General features: G+C 37.6%; 19 protein-coding genes. 13 read left to right on the forward strand and 6 right to left on the reverse strand.

Annotated elements, in window-relative coordinates; all coding sequences use genetic code 11:
• The first annotated feature begins 13 nt into the window (after positions 1-13).
• The 6 genes from O0931_RS10945 to O0931_RS10970 all read left to right on the forward strand — a co-directional run bounded on the left by O0931_RS10945 (position 14) and on the right by O0931_RS10970 (position 9,590).
• Positions 14-1,000, forward strand: a complete 987-nt coding sequence (locus O0931_RS10945) for a TatD family hydrolase (RefSeq protein ID WP_269415619.1) — start codon at positions 14-16, stop codon at positions 998-1,000.
• A 6-nt stretch (positions 1,001-1,006) separates the two neighbouring features.
• Complete coding sequence (eboC, locus tag O0931_RS10950) at positions 1,007-1,891, forward strand: UbiA-like protein EboC (RefSeq protein WP_269415620.1); 885 nt, start codon at positions 1,007-1,009, stop codon at positions 1,889-1,891.
• A 29-nt stretch (positions 1,892-1,920) separates the two neighbouring features.
• Positions 1,921-3,090, forward strand: coding sequence for a 3-dehydroquinate synthase (locus tag O0931_RS10955; protein ID WP_269416256.1), 1,170 nt, complete (start codon positions 1,921-1,923; stop codon positions 3,088-3,090).
• Position 3,091: 1 nt separating this feature from the next.
• Complete coding sequence (gene eboE, locus O0931_RS10960; protein ID WP_269415621.1) at positions 3,092-4,267, forward strand: metabolite traffic protein EboE; 1,176 nt, start codon at positions 3,092-3,094, stop codon at positions 4,265-4,267.
• 3 nt (positions 4,268-4,270) lie between these two features.
• A complete protein-coding gene (locus tag O0931_RS10965; RefSeq protein ID WP_269415622.1) occupies positions 4,271-5,620 on the forward strand; it encodes an alkaline phosphatase family protein in 1,350 nt (449 codons plus the stop codon).
• Positions 5,621-5,861: 241 nt separating this feature from the next.
• Positions 5,862-9,590 carry a DUF3857 domain-containing protein gene (locus tag O0931_RS10970; RefSeq protein WP_269415623.1) on the forward strand — a complete coding sequence of 1,243 codons (3,729 nt, stop codon included), beginning with the start codon at positions 5,862-5,864 and terminating at the stop codon, positions 9,588-9,590.
• Between the two features lie 39 nt (positions 9,591-9,629).
• Here O0931_RS10970 and O0931_RS10975 read toward each other — a convergent pair whose 3' ends face one another.
• Entirely contained in the window at positions 9,630-10,496 is an 867-nt protein-coding gene (locus O0931_RS10975) for an aldose 1-epimerase family protein (protein ID WP_269415624.1), read from the reverse strand.
• Between the two features lie 172 nt (positions 10,497-10,668).
• On the opposite strand from O0931_RS10975, the gene O0931_RS10980 reads away from it, so the two are divergent.
• Positions 10,669-10,995 carry a hypothetical protein gene (locus tag O0931_RS10980; protein WP_269415625.1) on the forward strand — a complete coding sequence of 109 codons (327 nt, stop codon included), beginning with the start codon at positions 10,669-10,671 and terminating at the stop codon, positions 10,993-10,995.
• 50 nt (positions 10,996-11,045) lie between these two features.
• On the opposite strand, the gene pepT is transcribed toward O0931_RS10980, so the two are convergent.
• Positions 11,046-12,299 (reverse strand): peptidase T, encoded by a 1,254-nt coding sequence (gene pepT, locus O0931_RS10985; protein ID WP_269415626.1) that lies wholly within the window; start codon positions 12,297-12,299, stop codon positions 11,046-11,048.
• A gap of 54 nt (positions 12,300-12,353) precedes the next feature.
• Here pepT and O0931_RS10990 point away from each other — a divergent pair, with 54 nt between their 5' ends.
• From O0931_RS10990 to O0931_RS11000, 3 genes are read left to right on the forward strand one after another with little or no spacing between them, the layout of a single operon-like run.
• Complete coding sequence (locus O0931_RS10990) at positions 12,354-13,085, forward strand: hypothetical protein (RefSeq protein ID WP_269415627.1); 732 nt, start codon at positions 12,354-12,356, stop codon at positions 13,083-13,085.
• A 26-nt stretch (positions 13,086-13,111) separates the two neighbouring features.
• Complete coding sequence (locus O0931_RS10995) at positions 13,112-14,851, forward strand: M14 family zinc carboxypeptidase (RefSeq protein ID WP_269415628.1); 1,740 nt, start codon at positions 13,112-13,114, stop codon at positions 14,849-14,851.
• A 7-nt stretch (positions 14,852-14,858) separates the two neighbouring features.
• A complete protein-coding gene (locus O0931_RS11000; RefSeq protein ID WP_269415629.1) occupies positions 14,859-15,473 on the forward strand; it encodes a rhomboid family intramembrane serine protease in 615 nt (204 codons plus the stop codon).
• Here O0931_RS11000 and O0931_RS11005 read toward each other — a convergent pair.
• Positions 15,456-16,421 (reverse strand): hypothetical protein, encoded by a 966-nt coding sequence (locus tag O0931_RS11005; protein ID WP_269415630.1) that lies wholly within the window; start codon positions 16,419-16,421, stop codon positions 15,456-15,458. The two genes, O0931_RS11000 and O0931_RS11005, sit on opposite strands and share 18 nt — an antisense overlap.
• A 256-nt stretch (positions 16,422-16,677) precedes the next feature.
• The gene (locus O0931_RS11010; protein ID WP_269415631.1) at positions 16,678-17,814 is read right to left on the reverse strand and encodes a hypothetical protein; all 1,137 of its coding nucleotides are present in this window, start codon (positions 17,812-17,814) and stop codon (positions 16,678-16,680) included.
• Between the two features lie 77 nt (positions 17,815-17,891).
• On the opposite strand from O0931_RS11010, the gene O0931_RS11015 reads away from it, so the two are divergent.
• On the forward strand, positions 17,892-18,935 hold the full coding sequence (locus tag O0931_RS11015; RefSeq protein ID WP_269415632.1) for a dipeptide epimerase: 1,044 nt from the start codon (positions 17,892-17,894) through the stop codon (positions 18,933-18,935).
• On the opposite strand, the gene O0931_RS11020 is transcribed toward O0931_RS11015, so the two are convergent.
• Both O0931_RS11020 and O0931_RS11025 read right to left on the reverse strand, forming a co-directional pair.
• A complete protein-coding gene (locus O0931_RS11020; RefSeq protein ID WP_331283623.1) occupies positions 18,901-19,098 on the reverse strand; it encodes a DUF6358 family protein in 198 nt (65 codons plus the stop codon). The two genes, O0931_RS11015 and O0931_RS11020, sit on opposite strands and share 35 nt — an antisense overlap.
• A 149-nt stretch (positions 19,099-19,247) precedes the next feature.
• Positions 19,248-19,565: a rhodanese-like domain-containing protein gene (locus O0931_RS11025; protein ID WP_269415633.1), complete on the reverse strand. Its 318-nt coding sequence runs from the start codon at positions 19,563-19,565 to the stop codon at positions 19,248-19,250.
• A gap of 237 nt (positions 19,566-19,802) precedes the next feature.
• On the opposite strand from O0931_RS11025, the gene O0931_RS11030 reads away from it, so the two are divergent.
• Both O0931_RS11030 and O0931_RS11035 read left to right on the forward strand, forming a co-directional pair.
• Complete coding sequence (locus tag O0931_RS11030) at positions 19,803-20,927, forward strand: DUF4407 domain-containing protein (protein WP_269415634.1); 1,125 nt, start codon at positions 19,803-19,805, stop codon at positions 20,925-20,927.
• Positions 20,928-21,111: 184 nt separating this feature from the next.
• Positions 21,112-22,944, forward strand: coding sequence for a M61 family metallopeptidase (locus tag O0931_RS11035; RefSeq protein ID WP_269415635.1), 1,833 nt, complete (start codon positions 21,112-21,114; stop codon positions 22,942-22,944).
• The last annotated feature ends 35 nt before the right edge of the window (positions 22,945-22,979 follow it).

Here is a 22,979-nt window from a genome sequence, read left to right on the forward strand (position 1 = left end):
AAATTTTTATAAAATGTGCTGCAGCAATTCAATAGAAAGAGATAAAGCGACGATGGGTAAACCCAAAGCGTTTGATATAAGTGCCGTTAAGGGAATGAAGTTTTTTGATCCGCATGTGCACATGACTTCCCGCACAACCGATGATTACCAGGCCATGGCCGATGCCGGGGTTGTTGCATTGATTGAACCTGCTTTTTGGCTGGGGCAGCCACGTACCGGTTTAGATAGTTTCAGGGATTATTACAGCAGCCTTATCGGTTGGGAAAGATTTCGTTCCTCACAATTTGGGATTAAGCATTATTGTACCATTGGTTTAAACTCCCGCGAGGCAAACAATGAAGCGCTTGCCGAGCAGGTTATGGAAATTTTGCCTTTGTTTATTTATAAAGAAGGCGTTGTTGGTATTGGTGAAATCGGTTTCGACGACCAGACTGCTGCCGAAGAAAAATATTATCGCCAGCAACTGGAGTTGGCAAAAGAGGCCGGCCTTCCTGTTCAGGTTCATACACCGCACCGCGATAAGAAAAAAGGCACACAACGCAGCATGGATATTGCTTTGGAACATGGTTTAGATCCTTACCAAATCATCATCGACCATAATAATGAAGAAACGGTAAAAGAAGTTTTAGACAGAGGCTTTTTCGCGGCCTTCACCATTTACCCTTTTACCAAAATGGGTAACGAACGTATGGTTGAAATCGTTAAACAATATGGTTCAGAACGCATTATGGTAAACTCTGCCGCTGATTGGGGCATCAGCGATCCGTTAGCCGTGCCTAAAACTGCTGCTTTAATGAAATTGAAAGGCATCAGCGATGCAGCTATCGAATTGGTCACTTATCGCAATGCAATTACAGCCTTTGCGCAAAGCGGACAAATAGATGAAGCTGATTTTACGGCTCCGAAAAATATTGATCAAACAGAAAAATTCGAAGGCAATACCATTTTACGCGGTGGCCAACAACCACGTACAGATAAGTCTTCCATCATCATCAGCTAAATAGAATTGGGAAAATTAGTCGCTTATTTGCGCATTATGCGCCCGGCAAACATCGTAACATCCGTTGCCGATATTCTTGCAGGTATAGCCATTTCCGGCGTGCTGATTAGCAGCGTAACTATGCCCTGGTTTACTATCGTTTGTCTTTGCCTTTCTACCGCCTGCCTGTATGGCGGAGGTATCGTTTTTAACGATGTTTTTGATGCCGGGCTGGATAAAATCGAAAGACCCGAGCGTGCCATTCCAAGTGGAGTAATCAGTTTAACAAACGCTACCATTTTAGGAACGCTTTTGCTGGTTTCGGGAATTGCACTTGCCTCGGTAACCAGCTTAACTTCTGGCTTACTCGCCTTTGGTGTGAGTTGCTTTGCACTGTTGTACAACAAAGTCGGTAAACACCATCCTTTTTTCGGTCCGCTGAGTATGGGAATTTGCCGTGGTTTAAACTTATTGCTAGGTTTAAGCATTGTGCCCGAAATGCTGCATCAACATTACTTTTTGGCAATAATTCCGGTAATTTATATTTTTTCAATCACAATGACCAGCAGAGGTGAAGTGCATGGTGGCAACACGAAAAACCTTTATATTGCTGCAGGTTTATATGCAATTGTTATAGGCGCAATCGCCTGGTTTACTTTTGTAAACGAACGATTATTATGGTCGTTACTTTTTCTTTTACCTTTCGGCTGGATGATTTTCAAGCCCTTATCCAAAGCCATTAAAAACCCGATTGGTAAAAATATTGGTGGTGCCGTAAAAGCCGGCGTTATCTCCTTAATTTTAATGGACGCCGCCTGGGCTGTAACTTTTGATGTACTGGTTCTAGCCTTTATCATTGCTGCACTATTGCCCTTATCTTTGTGGCTCTCTAAATTATTCGCAGTTACCTGATTTTCTTAATTTATCAAAAAGATTCTCCAATTTATATGGAACATTTACAGCAATCCTTTAACGTTCAATACAATTTTAATGTCTTCTTTACTGCTGCCCTTTTTTCAGTTGAAAATGATTTGTTTAGCAATTTTCTGGCAGGGTTAAACCCGGCGAAGGCGGTAAAAAAGATTTTCTTTGTTGTAGATGAAGGTGTCGCAAATGCGCATCCCGACTTAAGTCAAAACATAAAAAATTACTTCAGCAAGTACAATCAAACACAACTGGTTCAGGACATTCTGGTTATCCCGGGAGGTGAAATTGTAAAGAATGAAACCCAATATTTTGATAAGGTTTTGGAAGCTGTAAATACTTTTGGCATCGATCGTCATTCCTTTATTGCGGCTATTGGTGGCGGTGCTTTATTGGATATGGTGGGCTATGCAGCCAACGTTTCACACCGGGGTATTAAACACATACGCATCCCTACAACGGTGTTATCTCAAAACGATTCGGGTGTCGGTGTTAAAAATGGCATTAACTATTTCAATAAGAAGAACTTTTTAGGTACGTTTTCACCTCCGGCTGCGGTTTTTAACGATGAACAGTTTTTAAAAACACTTTCCGACCGCGATTGGCGTTCGGGAATCGCGGAAGCAATAAAAGTGGCCTTGATAAAAGACCGCGAATTTTTCGAATGGCTGGAAGCAAATGCCGATGCCATGGCAAACCGAAATATAGAGGCAATGAATTATCAGATATGGAAATGTGCAAAATTGCATATGGAGCACATCAGAAGTGGCGACCCTTTCGAAAGCGGTTCTGCCCGTCCGTTAGATTTTGGGCATTGGAGTGCGCATAAATTGGAGTACCTGACGAATTTCGAAGTCAGGCATGGTGAAGCCGTAGCCATGGGCATCGCTTTAGATACCATTTACTCACAGCTATCAGGAAGAATAAGTTCTGATGACTCGCAAAGGGTTATAAAATTGATTCAGGCACTTGGTTTTGAACTGACGCACCCATTGTTGCAGGTAACCGCAGGCAACAGCCCGATTTTACAAGGCTTGGAAGAATTCAGAGAGCACTTGGGTGGCGAATTAACCATTACTTTATTAACAGGGATTGGCAGTGGCGAAGAAGTTCATGAAATGGATACAGAGCTGTTGAAACAAGCTGCGGAAATATTGAACCATCAGGCAAATCTTCAATTTAATTGATATGGAAATTAATTTAGCACATTTAACTTTCTGTACCAATATTTATACAGGCGAAAGCTGGGCGGCACATTTTGCGGTTTTAAAGGATAGCTTTCCGGTTTTAAAGGCGCAGTTATCGCCCGAAAAACCGATGGGTATTGGTCTGCGTTTATCCAACCTTGCAAGCATCGAGTTGCTACAGGAAAATCATCTGGAAGAATTTAAACTATGGCTTAACGAAGTAGGTAGTTATGTTTTTACAATGAACGGATTTCCCTACGGCGGCTTTCACCACACCAGGGTAAAAGATCAGGTTCACGCACCGGACTGGACAACTGCCGAACGCCTTGATTATACAATTCGTTTGTTTGATATCCTCGCTGAGATACTTCCTGAAGGTATGGATGGCGGCATTTCGACTTCTCCCTTAAGTTATAAACTCTGGTTTTCTACTGACAAGGAGCGTGAGGTTGCAACAGCTACGGCAACTGAAAATATTTTAAAAGTTGCTGGGAAACTTAAAGAAATTAAAGCGCAAACCGGGAAAGTCCTTCACCTTGATATAGAACCAGAACCGGATGGCTTTTTAGAATCCGGCCCTGAATTTATCGATTGGTATGAAAATGTCTTACTTCAATCGGGAAAATTACACAACGACATTATAAAAGAACACATCTGTTTGTGCTATGATGTTTGCCATTTCGCTATTGGCTACGAACCACATGTTGCAATTATTGATGAATTGAAAGCAAAGGGCATTTCAGTTGGAAAAATTCAGATTAGTGCGGCTTTGAAAGCGAAATTACCAGAGGCAGTTTCAGCAAGGATTGCAGTGATTAATGAGCTTGCCCATTTCGATGAGCCAACTTATTTGCACCAGGTCATTGCGAAGCAAAATGATAGAAATTTAATTCGCTATCCTGATTTATCAAATGCTTTGGCCGATAAGAAAAATAAAAATTCTACAGAGTGGCGGGCACACTTCCACGTACCGATTTTTATTGAAGATATGGGTATTATACAATCAACGCAATCTGATATAAAGGCCGTGTTGGATTACCATAAAAGCATGCCTTTTACCAATCACCTGGAAGTTGAAACGTATACCTGGGAAGTGCTTCCCGCTTCGTTAAAAGTACCCTTAAACGACTCAATTGTTCGTGAATTACAATGGGTTAAAAACATTTTAGAATCTTAAATCATGCATAAAACAGTTGTTATTGATATCGTTGGCTTATCTGCATCCGTTATTGGAGCGCATACGCCCTTTCTTAAAAAATATATTGCAGGAAAGAATTTTACGAATATCGAACCCCTGCTACCGGCAGTGACGACAAGCGTTCAATCCAGCTACCTTACCGGAAAATATCCATCCGAAAATGGTATCGTTAGTAATGGCTGGTATGATCATGCAGATAGCGAAATAAAATTCTGGAAGCAATCGAACAAGCTTGTTGATGCAGAAAAAATTTGGGATAAAGCTAAAAAAGAAGATCCATCTTTTACCTGCTCGAATATGTTCTGGTGGTATAATATGTATACAAATGCTGACTATACGGTAACACCTCGTCCGAATTATTTGGCCGATGGCCGTAAATTGCCCGACTGCTATTCTCAGCCAGCCGAATTACGCGATCATTTACAGCAAAAATTTGGTCAATTTCCGTTATTTCAATTCTGGGGCCCCGGCGCAAACATCAAATCGACCAGGTGGATTGCAGATGCGGCAATGGAAACAGAACAACTGCATAACCCAACGCTTACTTTAATTTACCTGCCACATCTGGATTATTGCCTTCAGAAATTCGGCCCTGAATTAAATAAAATAAGTTCTGAATTAAAAGAAATAGACCAGGTTGTTGAAGAGCTGGTTAACTTTTATGAAAAGAAAGGCGCCAAAATTATTCTGCTTTCGGAATATGGTATTGAACCAGTAACTAACCCTATTCATTTGAACCGGGTTTTCAGGGAAAATGGTCTAATCGGAATAAGAGAAGAGCGAGGTTTGGAGTTGCTCGACCCGGGTGCTTCAAAAGCTTTTGCAGTTGCCGACCATCAGATTGCACATGTATATATCAACGATAAAAGCGCAACCGAGCAAGTTAAAATCTTGCTCAAAAAGGCGGCAGGTGTTGATTTAGTTTTAGATAAAACGGAGCAGGAGCAGTACAACATTAATCACGAACGTTCGGGCGATTTCGTCGTTACCGCTAAAGAAAACAGTTGGTTTACGTATTATTTCTGGTTAGATGATGCGAAGGCGCCTGATTACGCAAGGTGTGTAGACATTCATAAAAAACCCGGTTATGACCCTGTCGAAATGTTTATGTCGTCGAAACTGCGCGCAGGTTATAAATTGCTTCGAAAAAAGGCCGGTTTCAGGTATGTAATGGATGTGATTCCCCTCGACGCAACCTTGGTTAAAGGTTCTCATGGAAGAATTGGCGTACCTGATGCATTTAAGCCAGTGCTGATTACAGACTCAGAAATTAGCGGCAAGCTTGAAGCACCGGATGTTTATAATGTGATTTGGGAGGCGTTGACAAAGTAGTAAGCTTTGACAACTTTTAAAAATTGTTAACAGTTTATCGTTTAAATAAGGTGGCTATTAATCATAACTTTTTTATTAAACGAAGTTGTCTAATCCAAAAAACGGGCATTATTAAAGCATTTTCTGTCTTGAATATTTTATTCAGAAAATTTCATTTACAAAACGCATAAGCCGGGGGTTTTATTCGCAAAATTTTTGCTTTTGAGTAGTGAATAATAAAAATTTATTTTATCATTGGATTATGAAAAATTATACTACTTTAACGTTTCTTTTATTCGTCTCACTAAGTCTGAATGCACAAATTACAATAAATTCTGCCTGGGAAAATTTCCTTAAAAACGATAGAAAAACAGCCCGTATTCAATTTACTCAACTTTCAAAAAACGAAGCTACAGCCCAGGAAGCCAACTTGGTGCTGAGCTTAATGTCTGAATTCGATCAATCGTCTGAAACTGGTTTTGATTATTTTAAGAAATTTTACGATTTATCTGACAATCCTGAGCCTTATGTTTTGGCCATGTGGGGAAGCTATGCTTTAATCGGCACAGATGGAAATGATAATAAAAAACATTTCGATTTTTATAATAGCCTGTTGAAGAGAAAATTTGACGGCATGATTTATGGCATGGCAAATTCAAGGATTGGAGCATATTATGAAAGTAATAAAAACTATGTGCTGGCCGATAAGGCTTACGCACAGATTGGTAGCTTAGACAATTGGTTAATCACTTCCGAATTCGAAAACATTTCTACAAGTGGCTTTGATAAAACTTACGATGTTTTAGAGAAACCACAGTTGGATGCAAAGTTTACCGGAAAAAAGGGGCTGGAGTTTGGCTGGAGAACCGTTCCCTATACAAAACATAACAAATGGTTTGATTTTACTTTCTATAATAATTACCGTAATTCTATAATTTTTGCTCAGAATTTTGTTAAAACTACTAACGATATCAATGCTCAGTTACGCATTGGTGTTTCAGGTTCTGTTAAAGTATGGGTAAACGACCAATTGGTAATTTCTGAAGCAGATGAACGTAATAATGATCTTGATTCCTATATCAGCAAGATAAAATTAAATACGGGTTACAATCGTATTCTGATTCAGATTGGCGAAAGTTATGCAGGTCGTTCTAATTTTCTTGTTCGCTTAACAGATGAAAATGGAAAAACCTTGGAAGGAATAACATCTACCACAACGCCTCAAAAATACACGAAAGAAACTGTTTTTAAACCATCCGGCGTTAGACTTCCAGCTATAATTTTTTTCGAAAATGAAATTGCTAAACAACCCGATGGCTATTTAAATAAAATACTCTTAGCAAAGCTGTATTTAAGAATTGATAATGCATTTGAAGCCAGAAAAATTTTAGAAAAATTACAGGAGAAATTCCCTGAAAGTACTTTTATAAATAATTTATACATAGAGTTATTTGATAAGGAAGCTAACAGAACCGGTACCGAGACTTTGCAGGAAACCATTAAAACTGTCGATCCGGAATCGCCATTTGCATTAAGCTTGGTTTATAACGATTACGTTGCCCAAAACGATTACAATAATGCAGAACTGATAACCAAAAAGCTTGAAGAAGTTTATGGAGAAAGCGAAAATATTATTGCCAAAAAAATACAGATTGCAGGTAAGCGGAATAACCAGGAGGAAATTTTAAACCTGGTAGAAAAAGGCTATCAATTGCACCCTAACTCAACTACAATGGTTTGGCTTAAATACCTTTGTGAAAAAGAAATCAAGAAAAATGCTAATGCCATTACCTATCTAAAAAAATTTGTTGATAATCATGATAATTATGATTTTTCCAAATATTTGGCCAAAGCGTATTTCGATAAAGGAGCTATTACCGAAGGGATTAACGTTTATCAGAAGGAAATTGATAACGACCCGATTGGTGTTGGAATTTATATGGATTTAGCTGCCCAGTACTATAACCTTCAGCAATATGATAAAGCCGAAAAGTTATATATCAAGTGTCTTGAAATTGCGCCAAACACAAGCAATTATTACGAATCATTAGGACGCATACATGATATCGCTAAACAAAAAGAAAAAGCAATTGCAGCATATCAAAAAAGTTTAAAATTAAATCCGAATAATTACGATGCCATAAAGGCATTGAGAAAATTAGAAGATAAAAAAGATGTTTTTGACTATTTCGAGCAGCCTGATGTAAAATCGATAGTTTCCAAAGCCCCGAAACTTACAGATTTCCCGGATGATCATTATGTGATTCTGAATGAGGAAGTGCAAAAAGTTGCCTATGAAAATGGAGGGTCAGAAGAAAAACATTTTTACATTGCCAAAATTTTAACTCAAAAAGGTCTTGAAGGATTTAAAGAATATAATATTCCGTATTACAATTCTCAAAATCTTAATGTAGAAATCGCCGAAGTTATTAAGGCTAACGGAATTAAAGTACCTGCAGAGCAAAACAGCAGCCAGATTATTTTTACAAATCTTGAGGTTGGCGATGTAATTAACTTACGTTACAAAACGCAAAACTTCAATGAAGGAAGTTTAGCTACCCATTTCTGGGATTCGTTTTATTTTACACATGGCGCCACGTACATTAATACTAAATTCTCATTGTTAATTCACCGCAATAAACAATTTAAGTATCGCTTTTCGCAGAAAGAGATAGCCCCAGTTAAAATACAGAAGGATGAATTCGACCTATATATATGGAAAGCCGAAAATCAAAAGGCATTAATTTACGAAGATAAGATGCCGCCGATGGATGACGTTACTAATATTATTTATGTTTCATCAATTCCTGACTGGCAATTTGTGGCCAATTGGTATCATAATATTGCAACGGCAAAAGCCAGAAGTAGCTATGAAATTAAAACTGTTATTAATGATTTGTTTAAGGGGAAAAATAATCTGGATGATTTAAACAAGATTAAACTAATCTACAAATACATCACACAGAATATTTCTTACAGCTCGGTTTCGTTTAGGCAGAGTGGTATTATTCCTCAAAACCCGGCAACGGTTATTAATACCAGAATAGGTGATTGTAAAGATGTTTCAACACTGTTTATTACCATGTGTAAAGAAGCCGGAATCAGTGCAGAATTGGCCTTAGTAAAAACCAGGGATAATGGTCAGAACACAATGCTTTTACCAACAATTGATTTTAACCACTGCATTGCGAAGGCAACTATCAACGGTAAAAGCTATTATGTCGAATTAACATCCGGAACTTTGCCTTTCGGCACCTTTTATAATAGTGCTTTAAATGAACAGATTTTAGAAATTAATAATAATACATTTGATTTAAGCAGGTTAAATCCAACACAGCGCCCGAAAAACACCTTGAAATATACTACAAACATTACGCTTAAAGGCACTGACATACAGATTAAAGAAATTAATTATTCTACAGGTTCGGTAGCAAGCAGTATAAGGGATATGTTTGATAACCTGTCAAACAAAGATCAGATTAAAAAGCTCAAGGAAAATTTAGTTGAAACATTTCCTGAGAATGACGTTTATAAGATAGAATTTACCAACTTAAGCCCGCTTACAGCATCTTCAGATACTTTAAAGGCTTATACTGAATATGCGCTGATGAAAACCATCAAGCCGGTCGCAGGTATGAGCATTTTTTCTTTGCCATGGTCTATGTCTGCTAAAGCAAATCAATTACAGATTTCACAACCGCGTAATTTTGGAATTGATCTAACGCAAATGTTTTTAGCAGAAAACTGCTCCGAAGAAATAACAATGCAGTTACCTGAAGGTAAGAAACTGGTAGAAGTGTTAAAACCACTTAACGTTTCAAATGAATATATAGATTTTTCTATAACCAGTAAATCTGTTGGAAACAAGGTGGTTTTTAACAGGAAGATTACACTGAAAAAAGATTATGTTCCGGCGGAAAAAGCGGAAGCATTTAAGGCCGCATTTATTCAAGTTGTAGATGCAGACCAACAACAATTAGCCATTAAGTAAAACAAGAAATAAAGTGCTTAAAATTTAAGCGCTTTATTTTCAAAAACACTCCACTTCCCAGCACCGAGCCCAGCTCTTGCCCGCATCGAGTTTAACAATTCCTTCTTTATGAGCTAACTTTTGATTATGGTTTACCCCATCAGCAACGCCGCACCAGGGTTCTAAACATACAAATGGTGCGTCCTTAGCGGCCCAGATTCCAAAAAAAGGAAAATCATCAAAATGGAAGTGTATTCCGTAATCATTTTTAGTATTTAATAAACTGATGCAATTACTTTGAAGGGTTTTAAAAACCAACGCATCGTTGTAAAAAAGATCGTGTTTTAAATTTAATTTATGTCCGTTAAGTTCTATAGTTTCGGTTTCATCGGCAACCAAACCATCCTTAAGTTTCCAATAAGTTAACCTTTCATCATCATTAAAAGCCAGATAGTAGTCTTCGTATTTGGTATCGGGTGTATTTGGGACAGCAAAAGCAGGATGTGCACCTAAAGAGAAAAGCATTTTTTTCGAGCCTTTGTTTGTAACCGAATAATTAAGATTTAATTTCCTGTCTATAATTTGATAAGTAAGTTTTAATTCAAACGGGAAAGGAAAAGCCTTTAAAGTTTCTTCGGTATCACTTAAAGTAAATATTGCTTCGGTATTACTGATTTTTTCTACTACAAATTCATGATCCCTGGCAAAACCATGCCTTGGCAGATGATAGGTTTTATCCTGATAAACATAACTGTCATTATTTAAGGCACCAACTATAGGAAATAAAACCGGGCTGTGTTTAGCCCAAAAATTAGCATCGCCACTCCATAAATATTCAATTTCAGTTTCTTTGCTAAAAAGGGCCTGCAATTCTGCACCTTTTGCCGCTATTTCAACTTTTAAAAAGTCGTTTTCTAGTGTTGTCATTACATTAAAAGTAGCAAATTTGATGATAATTCAGCGCCTTTTAAAAAAAAACAGAAAAGTAACCAGCTAGGTGTCCGGAAAACAATATTTTAAATCATTTAATTGCGGCTATTTTAGTTAAGTTTGATTAACTGCGACAGGACTGTATATAAGTTAATGCCCTATAATAATTATGAATATCGATTTAAGTAAATTAAAGAATTCAAAAGTAAAAGGCGCAATTGAAGCCCTACAAAAAGGTGATGCGAAGGCATGGTTTACTTTCTTCGCACAAGAGGTAATTTTTTACGATGATGGAAACCAGATGCAATTCAATAATTTTTTCAGGAAAGCGCTTGGAAAGGAACGGTTTATAAAAATAGATAAAGTTGAAAATAATGGATTAGCTATTTATGGCGATTTTCATTCCGACCAATGGGGAGTTTTCAAAACAATATTTAAATTCCAAATTAATAAAGAAGGAAAAATAAGTCGCTTAGAGATTGAACAGCTCAGTTAGCGATTGGTCGTTTTCATTTTGACAACGGCCAATTGCTAACTGAAAACTGGTTAACTATTTTCTTCCCAAATACAAGCAATATTTATAATCGTTTGCACTGCTTTTTCCATATCCTGAACACTTACCCACTCCTGCTTGCTATGAAATGCATGCTCCCCGGCAAATATATTAGGGCAAGGTAAACCCATAAAAGACAACCGAGAACCGTCTGTACCACCACGGATACTTTGTTTCTTTGCTTTAACGCCGGCTCTTTCTATTGCCTCAATACCGTATTCAATTATCTTTGGATGCTGGTCCAATACCTGTTTCATATTTCGGTATTGCGCCGCAATGTTTAAATTATAAGTTGAATTAGGGTAATTCTTCATTACATTTTCAACAGTTTCTTTTAGCAGGTTTTCGTGTTCTGCCAGCTTTTCATCTGTAAAATCACGAATAATAAATTGTGCTTCGGCTTGTTCAACCTGGCCTTTTACGCCCACAGGATGGATAAAGCCCTCCTTGCCTGATGTGGTTTCGGGCGTTAGTTTATCTTTTGGTAAAGCAACTAAAACCTCGGCAAGGATTTTTATAGCACTTTCCATTTTACCTTTAGCAAAGCCCGGGTGGCTACTTACCCCGTTTATCGTTAACGTTGCCCCATCTGCAGAAAAGGTTTCATCTTCAATCGAACCTAAAGTTTCGCCATCTATGGTGTAAGCAAAATCAGCTGATAGCTTATTCAAATCAACCTTATCTACGCCCCTTCCAATCTCTTCATCCGGCGTAAAAAGTATTTTTATAACACCATGTTGTATGTCGGGGTTTTTAACAAGAAAAGCTGCAGCTTCCATAATCTCGGCAATGCCGGCTTTGTTATCGGCACCCAGCAAAGTCGTTCCGCTTGCCGTAATAATATCATGCCCGATCTGGTGCTGCAAATCTTTATGTTCTAAAAGTTTAATGATTATCGATCTGTCATCCGGCAGAATTAAATCTTCCCCCTGATAGTTTGAATGGATGATTGGCACCACGTTTTCGCCGCTGCAATCAGGCGATGTATCCATATGTGAACAGAAACAAATTACGGGGACAGGCTTATCTGTATTGGCAGGAATGGTTGCATAAACATAACCATTATCATCAATTTCTGCGTCTGTAAGCCCAAGTGCCAAAAGTTCTTTGACCAACAGAATACCAAGCTTTTTTTGTTTTTCTGTGGAGGGACAGGTTGGGGACTCAGGATCAGATTGGGTATCAATTTTAGCATATCTGATAAATCTACGCTCTAAAGATTTATCAAAGTTTTGGTACATTGTCATAATTCCAAAGGTAAATGTTAGGATATTCAATAAACATATTATTTTTGTAAACATATGTACTATAATTTTCTGAAAGTTAAATCCCTGACGACATTTTTATTATTCGTTACTTTTTTTTGCAATGCTCAATCCAATTATTTTAAATGGTCATATGGTTTTGGGGCGGGGGTAAATTATTCCAGAACGGATGTAGTTCATGGCAACTGGGGCTATACGTTTAGCGGGAATATTGACCATCATTTTACACCATTTGTAACGTTAGGTCTGGAAGCTCAATACGGTATGGTTCAGGGTGGCGATATTGTAACTGATCCCCACAACAGGCAGTTTGTAAATAAATACAATGGCATCAATGCAAACCTAAAAATTGCCCTGGGTGAGTTTATCGATTATAAAAGCACCAGTTTTTTATACAAAATAAGAGGTTTATATGGGGGAATCGGCTTAGGGGCCATAAAAAATAAAATAACGGATATTGTTCGTTATAAGCCCAGCTGGGCTGCCAATGACCCTGGTTATGGCCCTTTTCCGGGTAAAGATAAAAGCGTAGATCTTTGGGCCCCGATTAATTTAGGCATCAACTTTTACTTTAATGATAAATGGGGTTCTATACGTTATGCACTTAACCTTAATGCACAAAGTAACTTTACTTTTGGAGAAGGTTTGGATGGTTATGATGATTCTTCTTCGAAATTTAAAAATTACGCTCCAGACACCTATAATGTTTACAGCATTGGTTTCAGGTACTATTTAGGTTATACTAAAATTTATAAAAGAACACTTTAATTATTTCTTTAATTGGCATACTCAGCATGAAAAAAATCATTTTGTTTTTGCTGCTTTTTTGTAACCTGCTGGCAATAGCTCAACAAACCCCTTATGAAAAAAGTGGTAAAAAGGAAACAACAACCTACGATGCCGCGATTTTATATTATCAAAACTTAGCTAAAACCTATCCACAATCAAAGTTACTAACTTACGGCAGCACCGATTTCGGCAAACCACTTCATTTATTGGTTTTATCGAAGGACAGGGTTTTTAATCCTGCGGAAATAAGAAAGCAGCATAAACAAATTTTTCTCATCAATAACGGTATTCATCCGGGAGAACCCGAGGGGATAGACGCATCGATGATGCTGGCCAGAGATTTACTTAAGCAAAATAAGCTGCCTGAAGATGTGGTGATTTGTATCATTCCGCTTTATAATATTGATGGCAGTTTTAACAGAAACGGAACTTCAAGAGCAAATCAAAATGGCCCGGTAGCTTATGGCTTTAGAGGAAATAGCAAAAATCTTGATTTAAACCGTGATTTTATCAAAACAGATTCAAAAAATTCAGCAGCTTTTCAATTGATTTTCAATACCTGGCAGCCTGAAATTTTTGTCGATACACATACCAGTAACGGTGCCGATTATCAATATGTGATGACACTTATTCCAACTCAAAAAGATAAGTTGAATTCCATTCTTTCAGGTTATTTAACCAAAACGCTGGTACCCGATTTATATCAAGAAATGGCAGCAAAAGGTTATCCTATGATTCCTTATGTTAACTCAATCGGGCAAACCCCTGAAACAGGTATTACAGGGTTTATAGAATCTCCCCGTTACTCTACCGGATATACGACTTTACACAATACAATTGGTTTTATGCCGGAAACACATATGTTAAAATCGTTTGATTTACGTGTGGATGCTACATATAAACTTTTGCAAAGTTACCTGGATATTATACAGCGCGATGCGAAAATTATCGGCGAAAATAAGCGCAAGGCGGATGAATTTGTTGCCGCTCAAAAAGAGTTTCCTTTGGAGTGGGTACTCAATAAAAACGAAGTAGATAGCATTCCTTTTAAAGGTTTCGAAGCCGGGAAAAAACCAAGTGAGGTTAGTGGTTTCGACAGACTTTATTACGATAGAACTAAACCTTTTACCAAAACCATAAAAGAGTGGAATAAATTTGAACCATCTGTAACCATCACAAAACCTATTGCTTATATCATTCCAAAAGCCTGGGATAAGGCTATCGCCCTGCTAAAATTAAACAATGTAAAAGTAGAACAGCTTAAAACTGATGCAAAAATAAAAGTTGAGAGTTATTATATTGGTGATTTTAAAACCGGAACCAGGCCTTACGAAGGACACTATTTGCATTCGGGCGTAAAAGTAAATCCTGTTGAACAAACTTTACAATATTACGCCGGCGATTATGTTGTATACACAAATCAGGTTAGTAATCGTTATATTATCGAAACCTTAGAACCCCAGGCAACGGATTCTTATTTCAACTGGAATTTTTTCGATTCGATATTGGATATGAAAGAACATTATTCGGCTTATGTTTTTGAAGATACGGCTGCACAATTATTAAAAAATAATCCTGACCTGAAAGCTAAGCTCGAAGAGAAAAAAGCAGCTGATACTACTTTTGCAAAAAATGGCTCTGCACAATTAGAATTTGTATATAGAAATTCTGATTATTACGAAAAAACCAACAACCGTTACCCGGTTTCGCGTTTATTACAAAATGTGAAACTGGATTTAAAATAAAATTCAAATGGAATACTTTAACGTGGCACCTGTTGCCTCACTTATTTTTGTTTTTACCATTATTACAAGCCTTTATGCTTTTTATGATAATGGTCTTTACGGAAAATTCATGCTGCATCCATATAGCGTTTCGAAAGGAAAAAATGTATTTACACTAATTACAAGCGGCTTAATTCATGCAGACTGGATGCACCTGGCTTTTAACATGTTTACCTTTTTTGCCTTTGCCTTTACCTTAGAATCGTTGATGGGCAGCTGGCGATTTGGCTTCCTTTATTTTGTGTGTTTAATTTTAAGTGACATACCTACCGTTTATAAATATAAAGATAGCTTTAACTACAATAGCCTTGGTGCTTCAGGCGCAATAAGCGGCGTGCTTTTTAGCTACATTTTGTTTAATCCAATGGCGAAACTCTATATCATGTTTATCCCAATAGGGATACCAGCAGTAGTTTTCGGATTTCTATACTTAATTTACTGTGCCTACGCATCAAAAAACTCGAGAGATGGAATAAACCACGATGCCCATTTTTACGGCGCCTTAACCGGTTTAATTTTTACGATAATTTTTGTGCCCGGAATTATCCAGAATTTTATTACCGTTTTAACCGGCAGCAGGTAAGCAAGGCTTCTCGAAGAAACTCATGGGTTCATCCGGATTTTTGATAATCTCGAATTTTACATAACCCCAGGGTTTCCAGAAATTTTCTAAAACCTGGGCGTAAATTTTATGCTGCCAGACATCGAAAAGTGGCTTGGTCATATTTCCACGAAGTGGCATTGCCTCGATATAAGTGGTGCCATCAACCGGCATAAATGTATATTCAGGTAAGCGATTGAATAAATAAGCGGAATAATAAAAACGGGCAGTTAATTCTTCAAATTGTTCGGCGGTTAATGCCTTTCCCTTAATTTCATCAATAATTTCATGATGATAACGTTTGTTGGTTCCATTATCCTGCAAGCAGGCAATGATTCCGAAATCCTTCATCTTTAAAGAAAATGTCAGCGTGTTTATTTCGTCACGGAAACTAAATGGCGTTTCTTCGTTTTCGAGTTTAACAACGGTGATAGACCAGGGCGTAAAATCCTCAAATTCCAGACTGGTATACATGTTCTGCATCATGAAATTCAGATTGGCAAATTTCATCATTAAAGATTGCGACATATTTAAGCCATCTGCAGTCATTTCCTTGCGCAAAGCCGAATGCATTTCAATGTAAACAAAACCATATAAAAACTTACCAATCCAGTTGAATAAATCTAACTCCGGCAGGGCTGATATTGCATCAAAACCACCTTTAAAAGCCTGCTCAATTTTTGTTTCCAGAGGATTTAAAAATTGCTCATTTACTTCGCTGTTAACCGGGATTACAAGTGTATTATAAGAGCGGATACTTTCATCCAAAAACTGAATTTGCTCTTCGCCGGTCAGGCCTGCCTGCTCCAGCAGCCATTTTGGAATTAATGGAACCTGCAATACCGGAGAATTAAAAGTGCTGCCACTTAAGAAGCATTTCTTATATAAAAAATCAAAATTCTGGAAGGGATTGTATAAGCCGGTGTTCATCGCTGCAATATTAGCCAATATATTTCAAGGGCCTTGCAACGATTTTTTATTTTAACGCTGAAATTACAACAATAGATTCATCTCTTAAAAAAAGTCGTCATTGCGAGGAGGAACGACGAAGCAATCTTTTCTATAAAATAGATTGCTTCGTACCTCGCAATGACGCTGTGGAGACACATACCGAGAAAATTGACTGATTAAATCTGCGTGAATCTGCGGTTCCTATCTGCGAATATCTTCGGGAAACTCTTTACATTTAATAATTATTATAATAGTAACTGATATCATCAACCAGCTGGTTATAAATCGGCTTTGTAAATTCCAGAAATAAAGCACTTGGGGGCGGAGGTAAAATTTCTTTCCTCCTGGTCATGGCCAATTGCTGTTTGTTTAAAGCCCTGTCATCGCCGTTATAACTTGCCCAGCTATCTCTCCAAACATAGGTGCCTGGAAATTTCTGCTGACGAACAACTTTTTTGCTTTGCCAATCGGTAATGGTCATATCCAGTAAGCCTGATGAAGAAATGCTCTTTTCAAAAATGCTTAGACTTGCTTTAACGGTTCCATAAATTGGCTTTCTATCCCGGGTTTCGCCAATTAGTACGCTATCCCTTTTTAGCTTTTCCACACGTTCTTTAACATAAGTTTGGCCAACAACAAAATCGTCAAAGTTTAAGCTTAAAACCTGGTCAGGAACAATTTTTTGATTCGCCGCTTGTTGCTCAGAATAGAAGATTACGAATTTATTTCGTGAATAGTTGCCAATAAACTGGTCGATTTGTTGCTGAAAATAATCGCCGCTTAATTTATATAACCCGCTATTCACATAAATAGGTTGTACGACAACTCTGGTAACAGCAGCCCAATAAGCATCTTCCATTTTTGCTTCAGCATCCTTATAACCCGGCGCCAGGTTTTGTGCTTTCTCAAACTCGTAATAGGCATTTTTAGCGCTCTGGCGACTATTTAGATGGAGCAGCGTTATGCCCGAATTATACCTTGCTATGCCTGCATTTAACCGGCTTTCTGCTAATTCACTTATATACTTCGACGGATTTGGCACAATAACTAAACAGGCAGGACAACCATTAATTTCATCGCTTAGCTGATTAATTTTTTGATAGTTATACATTATCGTTTCCCATTTGTACTTATCACTTGTCGCTTTTGCCTCGTCAATTTTTCTTAAATGATCCTGTAAGGCTAAATTATATGCAGTAGATAAAACCTGTAAGGCTTCACTATTTTTTGGTGAATTTTGTAAGCGGCTAACGGCTTTGGAAACAGAAGCATCATAATCGCCTTTTTGCAAGGCTTTTTTTCCTGTGGTACATCCTCCGATAATTATGAAGGATAAATAAATAAAATACCGTAATCTTGAAATGTTTTTCATGGCAGGAGTGGTTTGCGTTAAACAAATATAATTTGTAAAGGCCAAATTTGCCTTATTTATTTAATAGACGATTGATAATGAAAATTAGTTGCAAGCAGTTTGAATTAGAGTTGAAACACCCTTTTTCGATATCAAAATTTACCCGCAACAGTACACCGTTGATGCTTTTAAAAATTCAGCATGAAGACGTTGTTGGTTATGGTGAAGCATCGATGGTGCCTTATATGGGCGAAAGTTATGAAACTGCTAACAACTTTTTACAACTTGTAGATTGGAATAAAATTCATTATCCATTCGATTTTGAGAAAATCATTGCTTACCTAGATGGTCTGGCACCTGGCCAGCCAGCGATTAAAGCCGCCATCGATATTGCCTTAAATGATATTAATGGTAAAATTCTGAATAAACCGTGTTATGAAATTTATGGTGCGGAGCCTTCGAAAATGCCTGTTACCTCTTATACAATTGGCATTGATACACCCGAAGTTATTCGGGAAAAATTAAAAGATGCAGAAGCATTTAAAGTAATAAAAGTTAAACTCGGTCGGGATAACGATAAAGAGATAATTGAAACGATTCGCAGCATGACTAACGTGCCGTTGTATGTCGATGCAAATCAAGGTTGGGCAGATAAAATTCAGGCGATTGATTTAATTTACTGGCTGCATAATCAAGGCGTTGTTTTAATTGAACAACCGATGGATAAAAATAACCTAGATGGAAATGCCTGGTTAACCGAACGAAGTCCGGTACCTTTACTGGCAGATGAAGCGGTGCAACGCCTGGCTGATATGGATAAGTTAAGAGGTGCTTACCATGGCATAAACGTAAAGCTGATGAAAAGCTGTGGGATGTATGAAGGCCATCAAATGATTTTGAAGGCCCGTTCTTTCGGGATGAAAGTTTTAATCGGTTGTATGAGCGAAACCAGCTGTGCAACCCTGGCCGCAGCCGCTTTAGCACCACTTTGCAATTGGGCTGATTTAGATGGGCCCTGGTTAACTAAAAATAATCCATTTGCAAATCCTTTATTCGAAAACGGGAAGTATATCCTGAAAGGTTTACCGGGTTTGGGGTTGGAAGGTATTACTCCGGATCTTTTTCCCTATACGATTTCCTGATTTCCTTCATCAGTTGAATCTTAAAGTAAAAAAGACATGCCGCTGTTCCAACAAGAAATGCTGCTGGTAAGTATTTGCCATTATTATAGCACCAGATCAATCCGAAAATAGATAGAATGATGCCTAGATTATAAAAGATATTTAATGCGAATTTTTTACCCAAAATTTAACAGTTTAATCAAGAAAAAGTTATCTATTACTTACCAAATAACAATCTTCAATTATCAAACCTTCATCTGAGGCAAAAATATTTAAAAATTTATTTTCGCTATTTACAAAGTTTGATAATTGAAATTTGCTTACTGATTATTTTTAATAAACCTGCATATTCGGGTCGAAAGCTTCCTGCCAGGCTAAAATTCCGCCTTTCAAATTATATAGATTATCAAAACCGTATTGTGCTTCTAACTGCATTACTGCGGCGGCACTTCTCTTGCCACTGCGGCATTGCATAATAACAGGTTTATCTTTAGCAACCTTATCAGCTTCAATTAAAATTCCGCCTAAAGGAATGTTTTCTCCATCAAGATTAGAAACTTCATATTCGAATGTTTCGCGAACATCAATCAATTGAAAATCTTCTTTATTATCGATTTTCTCTTTTAGTTCTTGTACCGATATCTCTTTCATGTAAAATATATTTTTTCAAATATACAAAAAACACTTAACGCATCGGGTTAACTTAAACCTCCCGTTGCTGTTTTTAGTTTTTCGTTTGTAAAAATGCAATTCTGCGAAAAAAATGAGTCTCTAAATGGTTGTTTACGTGCAGTTTAACAAATCCATTAATAGAGGTTATTTGAAAAATATTTTAACAGAACCTGTAACATATCTACCTCCCGGGCGTTTAACTAAAAATAGTTACATATGGATAAACTAAACCGATTTTTTTGGTTTTGCTCTGGCGCCCACATCCCGACCCTGGAAAAGTATTCTTCAGAACAAAATAAATATACTGGCATTGGTGCCACCATCTTTTTTACAGGCTTATTTGCAGCATTATCCGGCGGCTATGCCATGTATTTCGTTTTTAAGGGTGATGATTTAGCCGTTGTTTTCGCCATTCTTTTTGGCTTTTTATGGGGTGCCGCAATTTTTAATATGGATAGATATATTGTATCCAGCATCAACAAAAGTGCATCAACCAATAAACAAATCCTGCAGGCTACGCCACGTATTTTATTGGCAATAATGATTGGTATTGTAATCTCCCGTCCTATTGAACTGAAGATTTTTGATAAGGAAATTAAAGAGCGCTTAAAAGTGAGTTACCTGAACGGGCAACGCTCTAAAATAGACACGCTGAATAAAGCTTTTGAAAATAAGTACCAGGTAGAATTTGGCCGACTGAATCGACAAAAAGCGACACGAGATTCTTTGGAAAAAGGCATTAAAGCTGACCGGCAAAAACTAAACTTTGAGATTTTTGGGAATAAAACCACTGAAACTTCGGGCGTTATGGGTTACGGTCCTTTTGCAAAACGTAAGGAAGCCGAAATACAACAACGAACTGCAGAGTTAGACAGCCTGAAAGCCAACATTAACAAAGCAGAGTCTTTTATCGATAAGCGCAAAGAGTTTGACGGGCTTTTCACAGCTAAACTTTTTACCGATAAACAATTGGATAGCCTGGCAAATATCGCTGGTTTTGCCGACAGAAACTGGGCCTTAGGTCAGCTGAAATTTAATGCTGATGGCACCAAAGATAATAATACCGCATTAGCAGTAACTTTTATAGGCTTATTGTTTATCTTTTTCGAATGTTTACCTGTTTTTGTAAAATTAATGAGTGCGCGCGGACCTTACGATTATGTAATTGCCGATGGTGATGAAGCCTCGATTTATGAATCGAAAAAAGATAAGGATTTCCGTTTTGAGGTGGCCGATAATATTCACGAAACCAGGGTTGATTCAGAATCATCTAAGCGAAAGGAAATTATCAAAGGTAAAGCCTACCGCGATTTGGAGCAATATGATTGGGATAAGGAATGATAGGGAGATGGATGATGTAAGATGGATGATGGAAAAATAACATGGAAAATGGATAAATAAGTGATTGAAACATTAGTTAACCATATTACATTAATCTTCATACATTTCACATATTACAATCCATCATCCATCTTACATAAAACATCTTACATTTTATGTAATTTAACGCCATCAAAACCTTTTTATGAAGAAAATTCTTGGATCCGCGGCGTTTATGCTATTATCGTTAGGCGCTTTTGCTCAAAATGAAATCAGCTACACGGTTTCCTTTCCTAATGCAGTTCACCACGAAGCGCAGGTGAGTATGTTAATTCCAAATGTTCCTGCAGGAACTTTGACAGTAAGAATGAGCCGATCATCACCGGGAAGATACGCTACACATGAGTTTGGCAAGAATGTTTACAGTCTCAAAGCTTTCGACGGTTCGGGAAAAGAACTGACGTTAAATCAATCTGCAGGCGACGTTTACGAAATCCCAAATCACGGTAAAAGTGTTAAAATAACCTATACAATTTTCGGTAACTGGATCGACGGCACTTACGCAGGTTTTGATGAGACCCACGCCCATATGAATATTCCGGCAACATTTGCATTTCCCATAGGGATGGATAACCGTGCCCGTTTAGTGAAATTCAACTACAGCGAAAAGCAAAACTGGAAAGTTGCCACCCAGCTGAAACCAATGGGTAACAATACTTATTATGCGGCCAATCTTCAGTATTTTATGGATAGCCCGACAGAGCTCGCCAATTACAAAACGGCAAGCTGGCAGGTTAAAAATATAGATGGAAAAATGCAAACCATTCACCTGGTTTCGCATTCAAATGATGAGCAGAAAACCATTGATAATTATGCCGAAATGCTTAAGAAAATGGTTGATGAGCATTTAGCAGTGTGGGGTGAATTTCCAAGTTACGATTATGGAAATTACTATTTTTTGCACGACGTTTATCCTGATAATGCTGGTGATGGAATGGAACACAGAAATTCGACCGTAATTGTTCAGCGTACAGCAAAAATTAGTGGTTTCGAATCGAATTTACTGGGCACATTTTCTCATGAATATTTCCACAGCTGGAACGTTGAAAGACTAAGACCAAAAACATTAGAACCTTTTAATTTTAACCACTCTAATATTAGTAACGAACTTTGGTTAGCTGAAGGATTTACGCAATATTATGGTGCATTATTATTAACCAGAGCAGGCTTTAAAACGGTAGATAATGCAACACAAACTTTTAACGGGTTGATAAATGCGGTTTTGACTTCACCCGGAGCCAAAAATTATTCACCGATTCAGGCAAGTCGCTACGCTGTTTTTGCCGATGCCGGTGTGGCAATCGATCAAACCAACAAAGGCAATATTTTCCTTTCCTACTATACATATGGTGCGGCTACTGCGCTTGCGCTTGATTTACGTTTACGTGCTGATTTTAACTTAACGCTCGATGATTATATGCGTGCCTTATGGAAAGCCTATGGCAAACCTGAAATCCCATACACTATTCCTGATTTAGAAAAAACACTGGCTGCATTAACTAAAAATCCTGCTTTTGCTGCCGACTTTTTTAAAAGATATATTTATGGAACGGAAAAAAACGATTACGCCAGGCTCTTGCTTAACGCGGGTTTTGTACTTCGTAAAGCAAATCCAGGAAAAGCTTATACCGGATTAATGCGTTTAACTTTCGATAATGGAAAAGCCGTTCTACCACAAACGACAATAGGCACACCGGCCTACCAGGCAGGTTTAGATGTTGATGATGTACTTTTAACAATCGATGGTGAAGAAATAAAAGATCAGACTTCCCTAACTAAAGTAACTGAAGCGCACAAGCCCGGGGATGTTGTAGATGTTACCTATACGTATCGTGGTGAAGCAAAATCAACAAAACTTACCTTTACAGAAAACCCGGCTTTAGAAATCGTATCTGTTGAAAAAGCAGGCGGAAGTTTAACAAATGCAATGCAGCGCTTTAGAGATAACTGGTTAAACAGCAAAGTTAAATCGAAATAAGAATCACAATAAAAACCAAATTAGCAAAACAAACA

Origin of the sequence: Pedobacter rhodius (genome assembly GCF_027213645.1) — a bacterium.
GTDB classification, from domain to species: Bacteria; Bacteroidota; Bacteroidia; order Sphingobacteriales; family Sphingobacteriaceae; genus Pedobacter; species Pedobacter rhodius.

Coding starts and splice junctions, on each gene's coding strand:
- O0931_RS10945 (WP_269415619.1), top strand. CDS start 14: ATGTGCTGCAGCAATTCAATAGAAAGAGATAAAGCGACGATGGGTAAA.
- eboE (WP_269415621.1), top strand. CDS start 3,092: ATGGAAATTAATTTAGCACATTTAACTTTCTGTACCAATATTTATACA.
- O0931_RS10965 (WP_269415622.1), top strand. CDS start 4,271: ATGCATAAAACAGTTGTTATTGATATCGTTGGCTTATCTGCATCCGTT.
- O0931_RS10970 (WP_269415623.1), top strand. CDS start 5,862: ATGAAAAATTATACTACTTTAACGTTTCTTTTATTCGTCTCACTAAGT.
- O0931_RS10975 (WP_269415624.1), bottom strand. CDS start 10,496: ATGACAACACTAGAAAACGACTTTTTAAAAGTTGAAATAGCGGCAAAA.
- O0931_RS10980 (WP_269415625.1), top strand. CDS start 10,669: ATGAATATCGATTTAAGTAAATTAAAGAATTCAAAAGTAAAAGGCGCA.
- pepT (WP_269415626.1), bottom strand. CDS start 12,299: ATGACAATGTACCAAAACTTTGATAAATCTTTAGAGCGTAGATTTATC.
- O0931_RS10990 (WP_269415627.1), top strand. CDS start 12,354: ATGTACTATAATTTTCTGAAAGTTAAATCCCTGACGACATTTTTATTA.
- O0931_RS10995 (WP_269415628.1), top strand. CDS start 13,112: ATGAAAAAAATCATTTTGTTTTTGCTGCTTTTTTGTAACCTGCTGGCA.
- O0931_RS11000 (WP_269415629.1), top strand. CDS start 14,859: ATGGAATACTTTAACGTGGCACCTGTTGCCTCACTTATTTTTGTTTTT.
- O0931_RS11005 (WP_269415630.1), bottom strand. CDS start 16,421: ATGAACACCGGCTTATACAATCCCTTCCAGAATTTTGATTTTTTATAT.
- O0931_RS11010 (WP_269415631.1), bottom strand. CDS start 17,814: ATGAAAAACATTTCAAGATTACGGTATTTTATTTATTTATCCTTCATA.
- O0931_RS11015 (WP_269415632.1), top strand. CDS start 17,892: ATGAAAATTAGTTGCAAGCAGTTTGAATTAGAGTTGAAACACCCTTTT.
- O0931_RS11025 (WP_269415633.1), bottom strand. CDS start 19,565: ATGAAAGAGATATCGGTACAAGAACTAAAAGAGAAAATCGATAATAAA.
- O0931_RS11030 (WP_269415634.1), top strand. CDS start 19,803: ATGGATAAACTAAACCGATTTTTTTGGTTTTGCTCTGGCGCCCACATC.
- O0931_RS11035 (WP_269415635.1), top strand. CDS start 21,112: ATGAAGAAAATTCTTGGATCCGCGGCGTTTATGCTATTATCGTTAGGC.